Below are 18,902 nucleotides of genomic sequence, written 5' to 3'. Positions count from 1 at the left end.
GACTACTTCTTACTTAAATCCAGCTTTCCGCTAAATACGGTTACTGCTTGGCCTTGTAGCAACACATGGTCTTCGCTAAGCGTCATCTTGATATACCCACCGCGTGCGGATGCTTGATAACCGATAAGCTGCTTTTTACTCAGTGCTTGAGACCAATAAGCTGCCAGCGCACAATGTGCGGATCCTGTCACTGGGTCTTCGTTCACCCCCACCCAAGGGGCGAAGTAGCGAGAGACAATATCGATCGTGTTATCAGAGCTTGCCGCAGTCACCACCACACCACGTCCAGGCTGCGTATTTAGCGCCGCAAAATCCGGAGACAGCGCTTTTACATCGTCTTCAGAATCAATTACCAATAGCTCTTTTTCACCAAAGCAATAACTCGCGCGGATAATAGAGCCATGTAGACCTAAAGCTTCTAGCCGCGATGGGGTTGGCGTTACTTCTGCAAGCTCAGGAACAGGAAATGCCATCGCTATCCCCTCGCGTTTTACCGTCACCTCAAGAGGTCCAGACTGCGTATAAAAAGTGACATTGTCACCTATTTTGACGTCACCACGCTCAGCCAAAACATGTGCTATGGCGAGTGTGCCATGACCGCAGAGTGCGACTTCTACTGTCGGTGTAAACCAGCGTAAGGACATGGTATCTAAGGCAAGAAATGCGGTTTCAGATACCGCCATTTCCTCGGCAATAGCCAACATGGTAGCTTCATCCAACATGGACGCCGAGATGCACACCCCTGCCGGGTTTCCATGAAACAATGACGCGCTAAAGGCATCAACCTGATAGATATCCACAATCATGATTTCATTCCAAGCCGGCGACGCAGCGAATGATACATTTCCATGATAAAGGTCGTAAAGCCAACGATAGGATCGTGTTGAATGTAATCCTCGATTGCATTGAGATTAATCTGGCGGAATTTTTCAATCGCAGTCTCCGCACAATCAGCAACAATCACATCTCCTTCGATGATCAATCCCTGCTCTAACAATGCTTCTTTTTCAGCAAGATAGCTGGGGAATTCCTTGATCAAGTAAGTAAACTGGTCACAGTTGTTAGGCTGACAAAAAAAGACGTATTGGTTCATCGTGTGTCCTTTGTTTCACTTTTTAAGCACTATATCATGATGATAGGAATTGGAAGGAAGTGCTAGAGCACATTTTTATACGCACAAAGCTCAATTATCTAGACACGCAGAGGTAACAAAAAAGGAGAGCCGAAGCTCTCCTTTCTCAGCAATTCTTTACTGTAAAAATTACAGTGAAGCTTTCGCTTTTTCTACCAGCACAGAGAATGCTGCTTTGTCATATACCGCGATATCGGCAAGGATCTTACGATCGATTTCGATAGATGCCTTTTTAAGACCGTTAATCAGACGGCTGTATGACATACCGTTTTGGCGAGCCGCAGCGTTGATACGTGCGATCCACAGTTGACGGAATTGGCGTTTCTTCTGGCGACGGTCACGGTAAGCATATTGACCAGCTTTCGTTACCGCCTGAAAAGCTACGCGGTATACGCGTGAACGCGCACCATAGTAGCCTTTCGCTTGCTTCATTACACTCTTGTGACGTGCACGAGCTTGTACACCACGTTTTACGCGAGCCATTGTGTCTCTCCTAAACTAAATAAACTAAAACTAAAAACTTATGCGTATGGCAGCATGCGAGCTACTTGCGCGGTTTCGCACGCTGGTAGGATCGCGTTTGGACGCAGCTGACGCTTGTTCTTAGTAGTACGCTTAGTCAGGATGTGACGTTTGGTTGCGCGCTTGTACTTGAAGCCACCAGCAGTTTTCTTGAAACGCTTAGCAGCACCTTTGTTGGATTTCATCTTAGACATGATGAATAACTCCGCATTGTGTTAATAACATAGCAATTTGGCGAACAAAACGGCCGCACCTTTCGGCGCAGCCGATCGTTACTTGGAAGCCAAAATTACTTCTTCTTAGGGGCAAGAACCATGATCATTTGACGGCCTTCGATGCGTGAAGGGAAGCTTTCTACTGAAGCGATTTCAGCAGTGTCTTCTTTCAAGCGGTTCAGCACGTCAACACCGATGCTTTGGTGCGCCATTTCGCGACCACGGAATCGGATAGTAACCTTGACCTTGTTACCCTCTTCAATGAAGCGAACCAGGTTGCGTAGTTTTACCTGATAGTCGCCTACATCTGTACCAGGACGGAATTTAACTTCCTTAACCTGAATAGTCTTTTGTTTTTTCTTCTGCTCTTTCGCAGCTTTACTCTTCTCGTAAAGGAATTTGCCGTAATCCATAATACGACAAACCGGCGGCTCAGCGTTCGGACTGATCTCGACCAAATCTAAGCTTTCAGCTTCCGCTTTCGCAAGCGCTTCATCAAAGGGTACGATACCGAGTTGTTCGCCGCTGTCATCAGACAATCGAACTTCTTTGACACCACGAATTTCGTTGTTTAGACGATGAGCGTTCTTCTTTGCCGGGGCTTTTCTTGCGCCTTTAATACCTTATTCCTCCACAATATTGAGTGTTCGATCTTGCACTTCTTGCTTCAATTGAGCTAAGAAATCGTCAATCTTGAATTTACCCAAATCTTTACCTTTACGGGTCCGTACTGCGATTTCACCAGCTTCCATTTCTTGGTCACCACAAACCAGCATATACGGAACACGCTTCAGAGTGTGTTCGCGGATTTTAAAGCCAATCTTCTCGTTTCTCAAGTCCGCAGATGCTCTAAATCCAGCTTTTTGCAGTTTTTTCGCAATCTCTTGCACATAATCAGCTTGGTTATCCGTGATATTCATCACAACCGCTTGCTGTGGTGCGAGCCATGCAGGGAAGTGTCCTGCGTATTCTTCGATAAGAATACCGATGAAACGTTCCAATGAGCCCAAGATAGCGCGGTGGATCATCACTGGCGTATGGCGTTCGTTATCTTCGCCAACATAGGTGGCACTCAGACGCTCTGGTAAGGCAAAATCGAGTTGCACCGTACCACACTGCCAAGCGCGATCGAGGCAGTCATGCAAAGTAAACTCAATTTTCGGACCATAGAACGCGCCCTCACCTTCTTGAACTTCAAATGGAATATCCATTGAAGTCAGTGCTTGGTTTAACGCCTCTTCGGCACGATCCCACATTTCTTCTGAGCCAACACGCATTTCAGGACGTGTAGACAGTTTGACTTCAATGTTCTCAAAGCCAAATGTTTTGTAGGTATCGTAAACCATTTCGATACACGCACTTACCTCTTGCTGAACCTGCTCAGGCGTACAGAAGATGTGGGCATCGTCTTGGGTAAAGCCACGCACACGCATGAGACCGTGCAGTGCACCTGATGGCTCATTTCGGTGGCAGCTACCAAATTCCGCCATACGCAATGGCAGATCGCGATATGACTTCAAGCCTTGGTTAAAGATCTGCACGTGACCTGGGCAGTTCATCGGCTTAAGTGCATATTCACGGTTTTCAGAGTTAGTGGTAAACATGTAGTCAGCATACTTGTCCCAGTGACCAGAACGCTCCCACAAGATACGGTCCATAATTAATGGGCCTTTAACTTCCTGATAATCATACTCAGTCAGTTTGTCGCGAATAAATTGCTCAAGCTCACGGAAGATCGTCCAGCCATTGTGATGCCAGAATACCATCCCGGGCGCTTCTTGCTGCATATGGTACAGGTCAAGTTGCTTACCCAGTTTACGGTGATCGCGCTTCGCGGCTTCTTCGAGACGCACTAGGTGTGCTTTAAGTTGCTTTTTATCCGCAAATGCTGTGCCGTAAATACGCTGCAGCATTTTGTTGTCGCTGTTACCACGCCAGTACGCGCCCGCTACGTTCAAAATTTTGAAATTCTGACAGAAGCTCATATTCGGCACGTGTGGGCCACGACACATATCAATGTATTCTTCGTGGTGGTACAAGCCCGGACGGTCGTCGCGTGATACATTCTCATCCAAGATTTCCATCTTGTATGACTCACCGCGCGCTTCAAACGTATCGCGAGCTTCTTGCCAGCTGACGTTTTTCTTAACGACTTGATATTTGGTTTTCGCCAGCTCTTTCATGCGTTTTTCAATCGCATCGAGATCGTCTTGAGTTAACGACCGCTCAAGATCGATATCGTAATAAAAACCATTGTCGATGGTTGGACCAATCGCCATTTTGGTTTCTGGGAAAAGCTGCTTAATTGCGTGACCTAACAAGTGAGCACATGAGTGACGGATAATTTCTAAACCGTCTTCATCTTTCGCGGTAATGATTTCTAGCTGTGCGTCAGTTTCAATAAGGTCGCACGCGTCAACACGCACGCCATCAACACGACCGGCAATACACGCTTTGGCAAGGCCTGGGCCAATATCACTGGCAACATCAAAAGTAGAAACGGGGTGGTCAAAAGCACGCTGACTGCCGTCAGGGAGGGTAATTACAGGCATTGATAACAATCCTTCTCAGTGGTGCCACACACCAAGTGGCACATGAATGTATTTCACGGTTTGAGAATAACCGCGCAGAATAAGTAAGCGTCGATTATGAAGATACCGCTTTTGTGATGCAAGTCATCCCCTAAATTAATTCCCTTTTCTTTTCGTCCTTATCACCCCATTTGCGCCTGCCAGTCACTTGATTTTGTTATAAACTTCATCGATGCTCATTTGTATACACAATAAACAATGAAAGGATCACGCATGGCCAAAGCGCCCCGCTTTCAGCAAATCAAAGACTACATCGTAAATAAGATTGAGCAGCAAGTGTGGCCTGTGGGCGCGCGTATTCCTACTGAGCATGAGCTCTGCGCGCAGTTTAATGTAAGTCGCATGACAGTGAATAAAGCGGTACGCGATTTGGTAAACGAAGGCCGGCTTGAGCGTACACCGCGACTAGGCACATTTGTTACGCAACCCAAAGCAGAATCGCCGCTAATGGATATCCGCAACATTGCTGATGAAGTAACGGCGCGAGGCCAAACCTATCGCAGTGATATTCGCACCCTAAAACGGATATCGGCCTCTGCAGATGTCGCGATGCGCCTAGGTGTCATGCTTGGCACGGACGTCTTTTTTAGCGAGATAGTGCACTACGCCGATAATGTCCCTCTGCAGCTAGAGCAACGGTGGGTTAATCCGGCACTTGCACCGGATTATCTGCATCAAGACTTTGGTCAACACACGCCCAACGAGTACCTGTCGCAGGTATGTCCTGTGAATACCATTGAACACACGGTAGAGGCGATCATCGCCTCGGATTCGGTCCGCCAAGCGCTAGCGATGAAAGCCGACGAACCGTGCTTGCTCCTGCACCGAAGAACATGGAGCCAACAAACGTTGGTCAGTGCGGCACTACTCTACCATCCCGGCACCCGTTACAAGCTGACTTCACGCACCGATCGATAATTATATCGAACTGATCACAAAACCTTTACATCTCCTCTTGTGCTCAATCACTTATTTGTCTATACATTTGTATAGACATTTAAAGAGGTAGTAAGGCTTCACCGATGAGAAAGGTATATACGAACGCCAAATTAGTGACTATGGCCACCGATGTTTATACATCTGACGGTTACAGCTGCCAAGAGAACCAAGCTATCGCAGTTGAAGACGGTAAGATTGTCGCCTTAGGGCACGACGCTGAAGCGTTGGAATGGCCCACCCAATCACTAAATGGCAAGTTAGTGACGCCGGGATTCATCGATAGCCATACCCATTTAGTTTTTGCCGGTAACCGTGCCGGCGAGTTTGAACAGCGGTTGAACGGTGTGCCATATCAAACCATTGCTGCTCAAGGTGGTGGCATTCTTTCGACAGTAAAAGCGACACGAGCAGCCAGTGAAACAACCTTATTGGAACTGGCTCTACCGCGCGCCAATGCGTTGATACGTGACGGCGTCACAACAATGGAAATCAAATCCGGTTATGGGCTCACGCTGGAAGATGAGCTCAAAATGCTACGTGTCGCGAAATTGATAGACCAACACTTGCCGGTCAATGTATCAACAACGCTATTGGCTGCACATGCACTGCCACCTGAATACCGTAATGATGCAGATAGCTACATTGATTTTGTCTGCGAGACGATGATTCCGGCTGCGGCAGAACAACAACTGGCAGATGCTGTTGATGTGTTCTGCGAGAGTATCGCGTTCAGTGTCGATCAAGCAGAGCGTGTTTTTGCCGCCGCTAACGCTCATGGCTTAAAAATAAAAGCCCACACCGAGCAACTTAGCGATCTTGGCGGCAGTGTCGCTGCAGCCAAAGCTGGCGCTTTATCCGTGGATCATATTGAGTATTTGTCAGAGGCCGATGTACAAGTCCTCGCTGAATACGACACCGTCGCCACGCTGCTGCCCGGTGCGTTTTACTTTTTGCGTGAAACACAGCAGCCTCCTATTGCCGCTCTTCGTGAAAGCCGCGTCCCTATGGCGCTTGCCACCGACTTTAACCCCGGCACCTCACCGTTTGCATCACTCACGTTGATGATGAATATGGCATCAACCTTATTCGGCTTAACCCCCAAGGAAAACTTATACGGTGTCACACGCCATGCCGCGCAAGCATTGGGTTTAGCACACAAAGGACAAATTGCCGTCGGGTTCGATGCCGACTTAGCCGTATGGGACTGTGAAACGCCAGCCGAGCTCAGCTACATGGTCGCTACCGCCCCACTACTCGGTCGTATCGTCAATGGTGATTGGTATGATGAGCAAGGAGTCCGAGGATGAAACATATACCAGCCGATATGTCGCTATGGCAAGGACGGACCGATCCTGAAGATGGCGAGCGCGGGCTACGTTTGCATCAACGTATTCAAGCACTGAGTGACGAGAGTTCGCGTGCGGGGACTGTCTTATTTGGCTTTGCGTGTGATGAAGGTGTCGCGCGCAACAAAGGCCGTCAAGGCGCGGCGCTGGCACCGGATGCTATCCGTCAATCACTCGCAAACCTCGCTTGGCATCAATGTCCGCCATTATTTGATGGTGGCACTATCGCCTGTGACGACGGTGATCTTGTCTTAGCACAGCAAAGCCTAAGCGCACAGATTGCGAATGTCCTTCCCCACCACAATGTACTGACATTGGGTGGCGGGCATGAAACCGCATGGGCAAGCTTTCAAGGCTTATCGAGTTATTTGTCGCGCCAATCGTCTGAAAACGGCCAGCGCGCTCCTAAAATTGGCATTATCAATTTTGATGCGCACTTTGACCTGCGTACGCCCCAAGGGCTGAGTCAGGAAGGTAGCTCAGGGACGCCCTTTGCACAAATTGCGCAATTTTGCCAACAACGAGACTGGCCATTCCATTATGCTTGCTTAGGCGTCAGCCGCACCAGCAATACCCAAGCCTTATTTGATAAAGCAGAGCAGCTTAATTGTTGGGTCGAAGAAGACACCCAGATGCACACTGACGCACTGCCGGCACTTAAAACCAAGCTCACACAATTTATCCAAGGGTGTGATTATCTCTACCTCACTCTCGACATGGATGTATTCCCAGCCGCAAGTGCTCCCGGCGTTAGTGCGCCTGCCGCTTATGGTGTGCCCGTTCATGTCATCGAGCCTTTGCTCCAACACATCTTTACCGATGCCCACCAGCAGGCCATCCGTATTCCTGTGTGTGACATCACCGAAGTGAACCCAAACTATGACCGCGACCAACAAACCAGCCGCCTTGCCGCACGCATGGCATGGTCAATGTTGCATGCATCGCCGAACCGTATCGACAATCAAGGAGAGTAACCATGACGGATCCACGTTTTGACTCACGGACCATCCAAGCACCAACAGGTACGAAACTAAACGCTAAAAGTTGGCTGACCGAAGCGCCTTTACGCATGTTGATGAATAACTTACATCCAGATGTCGCCGAGCATCCGCATGGACTGGTGGTTTACGGAGGTATTGGTCGAGCCGCACGCAACTGGCAATGCTATGACAAGATTGTCGAGGTGCTAAAACGCCTTGAAGATAACCAAACCTTACTCGTGCAATCCGGTAAACCCGTTGGAGTCTTTACCACTCATAAAGATGCACCTCGTGTTCTGATTGCCAACTCAAACTTGGTGCCTCATTGGGCAAATTGGGAACACTTTAACGAGCTCGATAAGCAAGGCCTGATGATGTACGGCCAAATGACTGCAGGAAGCTGGATCTACATTGGCTCGCAGGGCATTGTGCAAGGCACTTACGAAACCTTTGTTGCGGTTGCTAAAAAGCACTTTGGCGGCGACGCCAAGGGACGTTGGATCTTGACGGGGGGTCTGGGTGGCATGGGTGGCGCTCAGCCACTTGCTGCAACCATGGCGGGTTTTTCGATGATTGCGGTTGAGTGTGACGAAAGCCGTATTGATTATCGTCTGCGCACCGGCTACGTCGATCGCAAAGCAACGTCACTCGATGAAGCGCTTGGGATAATTGAAGACGCCAAACAGTCCGGTAAGCCCGTCTCTGTCGGTCTATTAGCCAATGCTGCCGATATCTTCCCTGAACTGGTAGCACGAAACATCACGCCTGATGTAGTTACCGATCAAACGTCAGCGCACGACCCTCTGAACGGCTACTTGCCGCGAGGCTGGACGATGGAGCAAGCCGTCGCACAACGAAAAGACAACGAAGCTGAGGTCGTTAAAGCGGCAAAAGCATCGATGGCCGTCCAAGTTAAAGCCATGCTTGAACTCCAATCTCGCGGCGCGGCGACGCTAGATTACGGCAACAATATTCGTCAAATGGCATTAGAAGTGGGCGTTGAAAATGCGTTTGATTTTCCGGGCTTTGTCCCTGCGTATATTCGTCCTCTGTTCTGTGAAGGTATTGGGCCATTCCGCTGGGCAGCCTTATCCGGCGATCCGGAAGATATCTATAAAACTGACCAAAAAGTAAAAGAGCTGATCCCCGATGATCCGCACCTACACAACTGGCTCGATATGGCAAAAGAGCGTATTCAATTCCAAGGGTTACCTGCGCGCATTTGTTGGGTTGGCCTTAAAGATCGGGCGCGCTTGGCGTTAGCTTTCAATGAGATGGTAAAAAATGGCGAACTCAAAGCGCCTATCGTGATTGGTCGCGACCATCTGGATTCTGGCTCGGTTGCCAGCCCTAACCGTGAAACCGAAGGCATGATGGATGGCTCTGATGCTGTCTCTGATTGGCCTTTACTCAACGCTCTTCTTAATACCGCATCAGGCGCGACCTGGGTGTCACTTCACCACGGTGGTGGCGTCGGTATGGGCTTCTCGCAACATTCAGGGGTCGTGATCGTGTGTGATGGTACCGATGACGCCCATGCACGTATTGGTCGAGTGCTCCATAACGACCCTGCAACTGGAGTGATGCGCCACGCTGACGCGGGGTATGACATCGCGATTAATTGTGCCAAAGAACAGAACCTAGATTTACCGCTGCTGGATATTCCTAACCAGCCGCTGCGCTAAGGAGAGCAAAATGACCACATTGACGTTACAACCGGGCGAGCTCACGCTTGCCCAGCTACGCCAAGTGAGCCGTGAACCGGTAAAGATTTCATTTGCAGATGGCATTGAAGCCACCATGAAAGCAAGCACAGACACAGTTGCTGAGGTCCTTGACCAAGGACGTGTGGTTTATGGCATCAACACGGGGTTTGGCTTACTTGCCAATACCCGTATCGAACTTGATGATTTGGAAACACTGCAGCGCTCCATCGTGCTATCTCACGCAGCTGGCATTGGCGAGTTTATGGATGATGCCACAGTACGATTGATGATCGTGCTCAAAATTGCCAGCCTGGCGCGTGGCTATTCGGGTATTCGCTTTAGCGTCGTCGAAGCATTGGCAGCACTGATTAATCACGAAGTGTATCCCTGTATTCCCAAGAAAGGCTCTGTTGGCGCTTCAGGCGATCTCGCGCCTTTGGCGCATATGAGTACGGTGTTACTGGGGGAAGGCCAAGCACGCTACAAAGGCGAAGTGATCTCAGGTGAAGCCGCACTCAAAATTGCTGGACTGTCCCCGATCACGCTTGGGCCTAAAGAAGGCCTTGCGCTACTTAACGGTACGCAAGCATCCACGGCATTTGCACTAGAGGGCTTGTTTGAAGCCGAAGATTTGTATGCCGCCGCCACTGTGTGTGGTGCCCTATCTGTCGAAGCGGCATTGGGAAGTCGCCGGCCGTTTGATCCTCGCATTCATGCTGTACGTGGACATCAGACGCAAATGGATGCCGCCGCTGCCTATCGTCATCTACTGGGTGAAACCAGTGAAATTGGCGATAGCCACCAAAACTGTGAAAAAGTGCAAGACCCATACTCGCTGCGCTGTCAGCCGCAAGTAATGGGCGCATGTTTACAGCAAATTCGCCACGCTGCCGACGTATTGACCACCGAAGCCAATGCAGTGTCTGATAATCCTTTGGTTTTCCCGGAAGATGGCGACATCCTCTCTGGGGGCAATTTCCATGCTGAGCCGGTGGCGATGGCAGCGGATAACCTCGCATTAGCCATTGCCGAGATTGGCAGCTTATCTGAGCGTCGCATGGCCCTGCTTATCGATAGCAATCTCAGCAAGCTACCTGCATTTTTGGTTAACAATGGTGGCGTTAACTCGGGCTTTATGATCGCGCAAGTCACCGCCGCCGCGCTTGCCAGCGAAAACAAAACCTTAGCGCACCCAGCCTCGATTGACAGCTTGCCCACATCGGCCAACCAAGAAGATCATGTATCTATGGCTACCTTTGCCGCCCGTCGCCTCAAAGACATGAGCAGTAATACACGTGGGATCCTCGCCGTTGAGTTGCTTTCTGCTTGCCAAGGTATCGACTTCCGAGCACCGCTGAAAAGCTCAGAGAAATTGGAGCAGGCGAAGGCGGAGCTACGTGGCGTCGTGCCTTTTTATGACAAGGACCGTTACTTTGCCCCTGATATTGAAAAAGCAAACGCACTCCTCCAAACAGGTACCTATAATCGTCTAATGCCTGCTGGCGCGTTGCCAAGTTTGCATCAATAAGTTGCGCGTTATCTGCATAATCTAATCATTAATAAAACGGCCCTGTCCTAACGATTCGTGTTAACACACGCATTACTAAGGATTTGGGTCGTTTTTTATATAAAGTGTCGCCATCTCCACAGATATTGGGCGAAATCATAGGCTAATATATAACCAATCGCTGTTACTTCCCCCTGACCTCGATGTAACGGAGTCGCTTATGTGGCATGCACTGTCGGTTCACCTTTCAGATCAACTCAATATTGATTTTGAAATCACAGAGAAAACGCCGGTTTCTGGCGGTGATATTCACGACGCTTATTGTGTCAGTGACGATAAAGCACAGCGGTTCTTCGTTAAAATTAACGAACGCGAGTGCCTACCCGTTTTTGAGGCCGAAGCAGAAGCACTGCGACAACTGGCTATCAGTGAACAAATACAAGTGCCACAGGTCCATTATGTTGGCCCAGTGAAAGATCAAGCGGCATTAGTATTAAGTTACCTGCCGATTAAACCTCTCGATGACACCCAAGCCTATCTACTGGGCCAACACCTCGCTCGCCATCACCGTTGGGGCGAACAGGTTGAATATGGTTTTGATGATGATAACTACATCGGCATGACGGAGCAGCGTAACTGCTGGCACCGTAAATGGTGTCAGTTTTTTGCTGAGCAACGGATTGGCTGGCAGTTGCAACTTGCTGCCGAAAAAGGCCTCCATTTCGGCGATATAGAAGCCATCATTCAAGGCGTAAAAATCGCTTTGGCGGGCCACTCTCCCAAGCCATCTCTGCTACATGGTGATTTGTGGCATGGTAATGCCGGATTATCGGTGAACGGCCCAGTCGTGTTTGATCCTGCCAGTTACTGGGGCGATCGTGAAACCGATATCGCACTGACGGAGCTGTTCGGCGGCTTCCCTGAAAGTTTCTACAATGGCTATCACGCCGAATGGCCGTTAGATGAAGGCTACCAACAGCGTAAAGACATTTATAACCTTTATCATGTACTCAACCACGTAAACCTATTCGGCGGCCCTTATTTAACGAAAACAGAGCAGTTGCTGACAAAACTGGGACTGACGGTGTAGCATGCGCTATCCATGCATACAGATAGAGGTTGGCAATGTTATCTGCCGCAGTTTTCGATATGGACGGCCTTTTGGTCGACTCAGAACCCTTCTGGCAACGCGCTCAAATCGATGTACTGAGCGAGCTAGGGGTTTCCATTAGTTTGCAAGACACCCGTGACACCACTGGTGTTCGCATCGATGAAATTGTTAAATACTATGCACGTACGCAACCTTGGCAAGGCCCTTCTAATACCGAGGTTAGAGAGCGTATCGTCGCGCGTGTGGTCGAATTGGTTCAGCAAAAAAAACCCATGATGCCGGGCGTGAAAGAGGCATTGGCCATTTGTCGCCAAGCCGGCCTTAAAATCGGGCTTGCGTCTTCGTCACCCCTGTCGCTCATTCACCCAACGCTAGATGCATTAGGGTTAAGTGATCAGTTTTCTATTATTGAATCCGCCGGTGATTTAAAGCACGGAAAGCCCCACCCAGAAGTCTACCTGAATGCCGCGCAAGCACTAGACGTTGAGCCTGAGCAATGTATCGCCTTCGAGGACTCGTTCACTGGCCTACTCGCCGCCAAAGCGGCCTCGATGAAAACCATTGTCGTACCGGCCGCCCATGAATGGAACGATCCACGCTTTGTCATTGCGGATCACAAACTTGAGAGTCTTAGCAACTTTACCCCAGAGATGCTGTAGCACCGATATCGTTCATTGGCGTTTCCATAAGGCGGCATTGGCCGCCTCTTTTATTTCCATCACTTTGCCAGCTCCCTCAGCACCTCGATACACTTTGCCCGAGGAGGGCCGCGCCTCGTCATCTCTTCTATACTTCTAGTGAAAGCCGTATGGGGAAAGAAAGTGACGTCCCATCATGAGGAGGAATAATGAAAGACATCACTGACCGGATCGTGAGCTGCCCGCATTGTGGGCACCGTTTTGATATTACGCTTGATTTAAGCGGCGGAAACCAAGAGTTCTATGAAGATTGCCCAAATTGCTGCAATGCCATTCACTACAATATGCAGATTGATGAATTGCATAAAACGGTCAATTTATTTGTCGATGCAGACGACGAGCAAATCTTTTAACTGATAAGACGCTCTCGGGCCTATCTAACGCGACACACTCAGCGTTGTCCCGTCTGTCAGAAATACAGGCGCCGTGCCGAGTTTTGCTTTCTCTTTCACCGCTCTAGCACGTATAATCTCCCTCGTATTATCTGTTCCCTCCTTCCCTTTTAGACAACCGTGTTGAGGCAGTCGTGCAGCAGTATCGTGATGAAGCGAGCGCTATAGTTAGGCTCAGTATTCCAGTGTTTATCGCGCAAATCGCGCAAACGTCGATGGGCTTTGTCGACACCGTCATGGCCGGTGGCTATAGCGCGACCGACATGGCCGCGGTCGCCGTAGCATCAAGTGTGTGGATGCCAGCTATCTTGTTTGGTATTGGTCTGTTGATGGCCATGGTCCCAATGATTGCTCAGCTTAATGGCGCAAGCAAAGACGATCAGATCCCTTATCAGTTTCAGCAAGGCCTCTATATGGCCCTATTGCTGAGTGTCCCCATTTGTTTGGTTTTGTATAAAGCCGGCGTCATTATCAACCTGATGGATGTCGAAGCCGCATTGACCGATAAAACAATTGGTTACTTGCACGCGGTTATTTGGGCGGTTCCTGCCTTTTTGGTGTTCCAAGCGATTCGTAACCTTTGCGAGGGTATGTCAATGACCATTCCCGCGATGGTCATTGGTTTTATCGGCCTTGCCGCCAACATTCCGTTAAACTGGATGTTTGTGTATGGCAAACTCGGTGCGCCTGAGCTTGGCGGTGTCGGCTGTGGGGTCGCAACCGCTATTGTGTATTGGTTGATGGCCGTATTGATGTGGCTTTATGTGGTATTCAGTAAAAAACTGAGCACTTTGCAGCTGTTTGTTTCGCTATATGCGCCCGCGCTTAAAGAGCAAGTCCGCTTGTTCCGTCTCGGTTTCCCTGTTGCCGCGGCACTCTTTTTTGAAGTGACCTTGTTTGCAGCCATTGCGATTTTGATTGCTCCACTAGGGCCGATTACCGTGGCCGCTCACCAAGTTGCGATTAACTTTTCGACCATGATTTTTATGCTACCGATGAGTCTCAGTGCAGCGGTCAGTATTCGCGTGGGTCATTTGCTGGGCAAACGCACCACGGTAGGTGCGGGCAATTCGGCCAAAATTGGTATTTGGCTTGGCGTAAGCACCGCGTGTATTACGGCTATCCTTACCGTTTGSCTCCGCGACCCCATCATCGCACTCTACTCGGACAATGTGGAAGTGGCGACACTGGCCTCATCCTTGATGTTATTGGCAGCGGTATATCAAATTACCGACTCTATTCAAGTGGTTGCCGCCGGTGCACTGCGTGGTTATAAAGATATGCGCGCCATCTTCCAACGAACATTGGTGTCTTACTGGGTGTTTGGTTTGCCACTCGGCTACGTATTAGGCATGACAGATTGGCTGGTACCGGCAATGGGCGCTCACGGTTTTTGGGTTGGGATCATTATTGGTATTTCCACCGCCGCGCTCTTGCTCGGTCTGCGATTATTTTGGATGCGAAAACAATCGCCTGAGTTTCAACTTGCGATGTCAGAGCGCTAACCCTCTCGCCCTGCTGAGGTTTTCTTTCAGCAGGGCAACCTCCTCTCCTACCTTTAACTTATCCCCAACTTAAAATCGTCCAATTGGGCTGGTCGGCTTGGGCGCGTAACTGCGAACAAGGGTTGACCAAGTAGACATAATCAGCGTACTGGCATAAAGGTAAGTCGTTAATCGAGTCAGTGAAAAAGTGAATCGCTGAATAGTCGGTTGACTGAGCATTTAGCCATGCCTTTAGACGTGCCACCTTCCCTTCTCGATAGCTTGGTACGCCGGATATGGTAGCAGTATAGCGATTGTGTTCTGTCACTAAATCAATCCCCAAGGCGTCCGGGATCCCAAGGTGGCGCCCCACCGCCTCGACAAGAAACGTAACGCTGGCTGAAATAATCACCCTATCGATGTCATCACGGTCTAACTGCGCCAGCAATGTTTTCGACTCGGCAAACTGCTTAGGTAAAATTTTGATGTGCAAACACTCTTCTACCAACGCATGGACCTGTTCGACGGATAAGTCGGTCAGGGGCGCCATCGCAAATTGAAGGTAGCTCGCCATGTCGAGCTTTCCTTGCGTATAAAGCTGCATTAAACGCTGATCTTCCTTTAAAAAATCGGCTTGCGTCACCACGCCTTTTTCTACCAAAAACGCGTTAAACAACATGGCACAGTCACCATTAATCAAGGTATCGTCCATATCAAAGACGTATAAAGGTGATGACATGGTTAGGGCCTTACCGGTTGGAGTTCATTTAGGTTAAAAAGCAGCTCGAGCTGACTACCATTTGCCAACAAACGCTCAGACGAGCGATTGAGTAGATCCACTGTGAGCTGGCAGTCATCGACCGCCACTTGATAGCGAATCACATTGCCAAGCAGTTGATGGTTATGGATCCGGCCTACCCGTGGCGCAGAAATATGCGAGCCGTATTGGCGTCCCGGCTCTTTGATATAAATAGACTCAGGGCGAATCGCCACTTTCCACTCGGTATCCAGATTAAACAGCTGTTTCGCTTTCTTGGCCTCTACCAAGTTGTAATGGCCCATAAACCCAGCGACAAACTCATTGGCCGGCTGGGTATAGATTGCTTCTGGCGTGCCCGCTTGTACGATTTCACCTTTGTCCATCAAGAAAATACGATCTGACATGATCATCGCTTCTTCTTGGTCATGGGTAACAAAGATCGTGGTCAAATCCATCTCTTTCTGAATGTCACGGATTTGTTGGCGAAGGTGTTTGCGAATTTTAGCATCCAGTGCCGAGAGTGGCTCATCCAGCAACAAAATTCGCGGTTTCACCACCAAGGCGCGAGCAAGGGCGACACGTTGACGCTGTCCGCCAGATAATTGGTGTGGATAGTGTTTTTCCTTCCCCGTCAGATCAACCAGCGCAATAACCTTAGCCACTTCACGTTGGATGTCAGCCGTCCCCCACCGCTTCATTTTCAATCCAAAAGCAATATTGGCTTCAACCGTCATATTGGGGAACAAGGCGTATGACTGAAACACCATGCCAATCCCTCGTTGCTGAGGTGTTTGGTGAGTAATATTTTCACCATTTACCCATATCTCACCATCATCAACGGGGTTCAAGCCAGCCAGGCTGCGTAGTAAGGTTGATTTACCGCAACCACTCGGTCCCAACAAGGTAATAAATTCACCTTGCTCAATCGTGAACTCAATGTCTTCAAAGACAGTATTGTCGCCAAAGCGTTTCGTCAGGTTATTGGCACGAACGTAACTCATTATTTCACCCCTCGACTAAAACGACTTGCGAGCCAAGTCAGTAAGAAAATAAACAGGAAGTAGGTCATGACCAAGGCGGAGGTAAAGTGGCCACTGGTTTGACGCATGTTGTAGAGATAGATTTGCAGTGTCTCGTAACGCGTTCCCACCAAGATATTGGCGAAAACAAACTCGCCGAGCAGAAACGAAAACGACAAGAACAGCGACGCCATGAGGCCTTTTTTTACATTCGGTAGTACGATCAGTAAAAACGCTTGGCGGGTACTCGCGCCGAGTAAATGAGCAGCATCCATCAGATCATGCAGGTGAATTGCCTCGAAGCTATTGGCTATCGCACGGTACATAAAAGGCAACGCAATGGTGAAGTAGGTGCCAATCAAAATCCAAGGGGTGCCAATCAGTGCAATCTCGCTGTCGGCATAAAGCTGAAGTAATCCCACTGAAGACACTACAGGTGGCACGGCAAAGGGCAGCAAGATCAGCACATTCATTAGCTTATCGAGGGATGGAAAGTAGTAAAACACCACAAAGATTGCCGGCAAGATCAACACCACACTGAGCGTCAACGCGGCAACACAAATAAACAGCGAGCGACCAAATGCTTCTAAAAAACGCGGATCGGTCACCAGCTTTAGGTACCAATCAAACGTAAATCCATCGGGTAACACTGTGGCGCCCCAACGCGATGAGAATGAATAGATTAAGGTCGCCAAGATCGGAACTAGCATCACGCCAACAATGCCGTAAACCACGGTTTTGTGGTATCGGGTATTCATCGTATCCATCGCTATTTTCTCCCCTTTTTGCCTGCGTAGCTTTTTGCAATAAGCCATTGGTTAACGACCGTAATAAACGCCAGTAACACCATCAAAATGACAGAAATTGCCGCAGCCAGATTGGGCTCAAGGAATAAATCGCCCGATACCAAACTGGCAATGCGCACGGTGACAAGGTTGTAATTCCCTGACGTTAGCGCATAAACACTGGCATATGCGCCGATAGCATTGGCGATGAGGATAATAAAGGTGCCAAATAACGCGGGAGAGAGAACAGGCAAGGCCACCCGAGCCCAGTATTGCGATGTGCGAGCTCCCAACAGTGCGGCGGCGGCTTGCCAGTCATCACTCAACGCATCAAACGCGGGATAGAGAAGCAACACCGCAAGTGGAATTTGAAAATAAATATAGATCGCCAACAATCCCCACTTGCCGTAAAGGTCAAACTCGCCCAGTACACCATATTGCTTGAGGAGCAAGGTAATGGCGCCATTGGTGCCCAAAATAATGATAAAGGCAAACGCCAATGGCACGCCAGCGAAGTTGCTGCTCATATTGGTAAAGGCAATCACGCCATCACGAAGTTTAGAATCGACACGACGCAGCGAAGACACCAACAGCGTTGCGATGGCCAACCCCACCACACTCGACCAAAACGCTAACCACAAGCTATTGCCAAACGCCTGAAGCATAAACGCTGAGTCGATGATTTCGACATAGTTATCGACGCTTAATGTGTCATCGTAAATAAAGCTATTAATGAACACCCAGACCATGGGCGCAATTTGAAACAGATAGAAAAAGCAGCCAAAAGGAACTAACCACAGCGCGGGTTTCAAACGTTTAAGTCGAGTCACCCAAGCTTTCTTGGTTTGGGTCGGTGTTTGGGTGTGCGAGGGGGTAAGAGAACTGTCTATCATGCTAACAATTCCTGAGTAAAAGGTTTGTGGTGGTCGAGCTGCAATAGCTGACACACAGTGCCGCACAGTTCGGTTTGTTTCACCTGACAGGCTTGATGGCTAAAACGCTCACCGATAACAAACAAAGGCACATTGCGCTCTTCTGCCAACGTACCACCGTGCGACCTGTCATTGTTCATCCCGTGATCGCTGGTGATCAGCACTTGATAACCGTCGCCTACCCAAGCTTCGATGTAATTTGAGAGCAAACTATCGATATGCCGTGCACCATTACGATATTGATGAGAGTCCAAGCCGTGTTTGTGCCCGAGGTCATCCATATTCATGGGATGAATGAGCAAAAAGTCGGGCCCGAAAGTACGACGTAAATACTCTGCGTCCAACAACAAGGCTTCATCTGGATAATGATCCCAATGGTAGAAACAGCCATGTTGAATATTGAGTGACACATCATGCGTAAAACGATCTCTGACCGGTTCAAAAGGCGCACGATTATAGAGCTCGCTGATCCAATGATACGCCGCAGCCGCGGTTACCTTGCCTTGTGCGCTCGCCAAGCTAAAAATCGAATCATGCTTGGATAAACGCACAATCGCATTGTTGACGATGCCACTTTCTATCGGGCGGATCCCAGTTAAGATGCACTCATACAAAGGGCGAGACATGGATGGCAATTCACTTTGCAGCTGATAAAGCGTGGTGCGCAGCGCTGATTGGGAATGAGGTTGTTCTACAAGACCGTTCAGATAGCCCATGCAATCACGGGCTACCTGATAATTCAGTCCGTCGAGAACAACAAGGATCACCTTATTATTCATACTA

General features: G+C 49.2%; 20 protein-coding genes. 9 read left to right on the top strand and 11 right to left on the bottom strand.

Annotated features, from left to right (window positions below):
• Positions 1-2: 2 nt before the first annotated feature.
• The 6 genes from BZG84_RS05415 to thrS all read right to left on the bottom strand — a co-directional run bounded on the left by BZG84_RS05415 (position 3) and on the right by thrS (position 4,421).
• Positions 3-806: a PhzF family phenazine biosynthesis protein gene (locus BZG84_RS05415; RefSeq protein ID WP_077479803.1), complete on the bottom strand. Its 804-nt coding sequence runs from the start codon at positions 804-806 to the stop codon at positions 3-5.
• Positions 803-1,093, bottom strand: coding sequence for a hypothetical protein (locus BZG84_RS05410; RefSeq protein WP_077479802.1), 291 nt, complete (start codon positions 1,091-1,093; stop codon positions 803-805). The genes BZG84_RS05415 and BZG84_RS05410 overlap by 4 nt, the downstream gene beginning before the upstream one ends.
• Before the next feature lie 168 nt (positions 1,094-1,261).
• The gene (rplT, locus tag BZG84_RS05405; protein WP_069587639.1) at positions 1,262-1,615 is read right to left on the bottom strand and encodes a 50S ribosomal protein L20; all 354 of its coding nucleotides are present in this window, start codon (positions 1,613-1,615) and stop codon (positions 1,262-1,264) included.
• Between the two features lie 38 nt (positions 1,616-1,653).
• Complete coding sequence (rpmI, locus tag BZG84_RS05400; RefSeq protein ID WP_069587638.1) at positions 1,654-1,848, bottom strand: 50S ribosomal protein L35; 195 nt, start codon at positions 1,846-1,848, stop codon at positions 1,654-1,656.
• 95 nt (positions 1,849-1,943) lie between these two features.
• Positions 1,944-2,489 (bottom strand): translation initiation factor IF-3, encoded by a 546-nt coding sequence (gene infC / locus BZG84_RS05395; protein WP_069587637.1) that lies wholly within the window; start codon positions 2,487-2,489, stop codon positions 1,944-1,946.
• A gap of 3 nt (positions 2,490-2,492) precedes the next feature.
• On the bottom strand, positions 2,493-4,421 hold the full coding sequence (thrS, locus tag BZG84_RS05390) for a threonine--tRNA ligase (protein WP_069587636.1): 1,929 nt from the start codon (positions 4,419-4,421) through the stop codon (positions 2,493-2,495).
• Positions 4,422-4,673: 252 nt separating this feature from the next.
• Here thrS and hutC point away from each other — a divergent pair, with 252 nt between their 5' ends.
• From hutC to BZG84_RS05345, 9 genes are all read left to right on the top strand, one after another.
• On the top strand, positions 4,674-5,378 hold the full coding sequence (gene hutC / locus BZG84_RS05385) for a histidine utilization repressor (RefSeq protein WP_077678020.1): 705 nt from the start codon (positions 4,674-4,676) through the stop codon (positions 5,376-5,378).
• Between the two features lie 104 nt (positions 5,379-5,482).
• Positions 5,483-6,706 carry an imidazolonepropionase gene (gene hutI / locus BZG84_RS05380; RefSeq protein WP_077480517.1) on the top strand — a complete coding sequence of 408 codons (1,224 nt, stop codon included), beginning with the start codon at positions 5,483-5,485 and terminating at the stop codon, positions 6,704-6,706.
• Complete coding sequence (gene hutG / locus BZG84_RS05375) at positions 6,703-7,719, top strand: formimidoylglutamase (RefSeq protein ID WP_077480519.1); 1,017 nt, start codon at positions 6,703-6,705, stop codon at positions 7,717-7,719. The genes hutI and hutG overlap by 4 nt, the downstream gene beginning before the upstream one ends.
• Positions 7,720-7,721: 2 nt before the next feature.
• Positions 7,722-9,410: a urocanate hydratase gene (gene hutU, locus BZG84_RS05370; RefSeq protein ID WP_077480521.1), complete on the top strand. Its 1,689-nt coding sequence runs from the start codon at positions 7,722-7,724 to the stop codon at positions 9,408-9,410.
• A 10-nt stretch (positions 9,411-9,420) separates the two neighbouring features.
• On the top strand, positions 9,421-10,959 hold the full coding sequence (hutH, locus tag BZG84_RS05365) for a histidine ammonia-lyase (RefSeq protein WP_077480523.1): 1,539 nt from the start codon (positions 9,421-9,423) through the stop codon (positions 10,957-10,959).
• 199 nt (positions 10,960-11,158) lie between these two features.
• Positions 11,159-12,028, top strand: coding sequence for a fructosamine kinase family protein (locus tag BZG84_RS05360; protein ID WP_077480525.1), 870 nt, complete (start codon positions 11,159-11,161; stop codon positions 12,026-12,028).
• A gap of 35 nt (positions 12,029-12,063) precedes the next feature.
• Positions 12,064-12,708: a hexitol phosphatase HxpB gene (gene hxpB / locus BZG84_RS05355; protein WP_077480527.1), complete on the top strand. Its 645-nt coding sequence runs from the start codon at positions 12,064-12,066 to the stop codon at positions 12,706-12,708.
• Positions 12,709-12,896: 188 nt separating this feature from the next.
• The gene (locus BZG84_RS05350; RefSeq protein WP_069587628.1) at positions 12,897-13,100 is read left to right on the top strand and encodes a CPXCG motif-containing cysteine-rich protein; all 204 of its coding nucleotides are present in this window, start codon (positions 12,897-12,899) and stop codon (positions 13,098-13,100) included.
• A gap of 173 nt (positions 13,101-13,273) precedes the next feature.
• Positions 13,274-14,644: an MATE family efflux transporter gene (locus tag BZG84_RS05345; protein ID WP_077678019.1), complete on the top strand. Its 1,371-nt coding sequence runs from the start codon at positions 13,274-13,276 to the stop codon at positions 14,642-14,644.
• Positions 14,645-14,702: 58 nt separating this feature from the next.
• On the opposite strand, the gene BZG84_RS05340 is transcribed toward BZG84_RS05345, so the two are convergent.
• Genes BZG84_RS05340 through BZG84_RS05320 form a run of 5 tightly spaced genes read right to left on the bottom strand, consistent with a single transcriptional unit; the run spans position 14,703 to position 18,898 of the window.
• A complete protein-coding gene (locus BZG84_RS05340) occupies positions 14,703-15,362 on the bottom strand; it encodes an HAD family hydrolase (protein ID WP_077480531.1) in 660 nt (219 codons plus the stop codon).
• Positions 15,363-15,364: 2 nt separating this feature from the next.
• Positions 15,365-16,384, bottom strand: coding sequence for an ABC transporter ATP-binding protein (locus tag BZG84_RS05335; RefSeq protein WP_077480533.1), 1,020 nt, complete (start codon positions 16,382-16,384; stop codon positions 15,365-15,367).
• Positions 16,384-17,169, bottom strand: a complete 786-nt coding sequence (locus BZG84_RS05330) for an ABC transporter permease (protein ID WP_077480535.1) — start codon at positions 17,167-17,169, stop codon at positions 16,384-16,386. Before BZG84_RS05330 ends, BZG84_RS05335 begins: the two co-directional genes overlap by 1 nt.
• Before the next feature lie 2 nt (positions 17,170-17,171).
• Positions 17,172-18,080, bottom strand: coding sequence for an ABC transporter permease (locus tag BZG84_RS05325; RefSeq protein WP_077480537.1), 909 nt, complete (start codon positions 18,078-18,080; stop codon positions 17,172-17,174).
• Positions 18,077-18,898: an alkaline phosphatase family protein gene (locus BZG84_RS05320; protein WP_077480539.1), complete on the bottom strand. Its 822-nt coding sequence runs from the start codon at positions 18,896-18,898 to the stop codon at positions 18,077-18,079. Before BZG84_RS05320 ends, BZG84_RS05325 begins: the two co-directional genes overlap by 4 nt.
• Positions 18,899-18,902 lie beyond the last annotated feature (4 nt).

The organism is Salinivibrio sp. PR932 (assembly GCF_001996125.1).
In the GTDB taxonomy this organism is placed as follows: domain Bacteria; phylum Pseudomonadota; class Gammaproteobacteria; order Enterobacterales; family Vibrionaceae; genus Salinivibrio; species Salinivibrio proteolyticus.
Note: the sequence above shows the minus strand (reverse complement) of the source record. Positions and strands in the feature narration are given on the sequence as shown.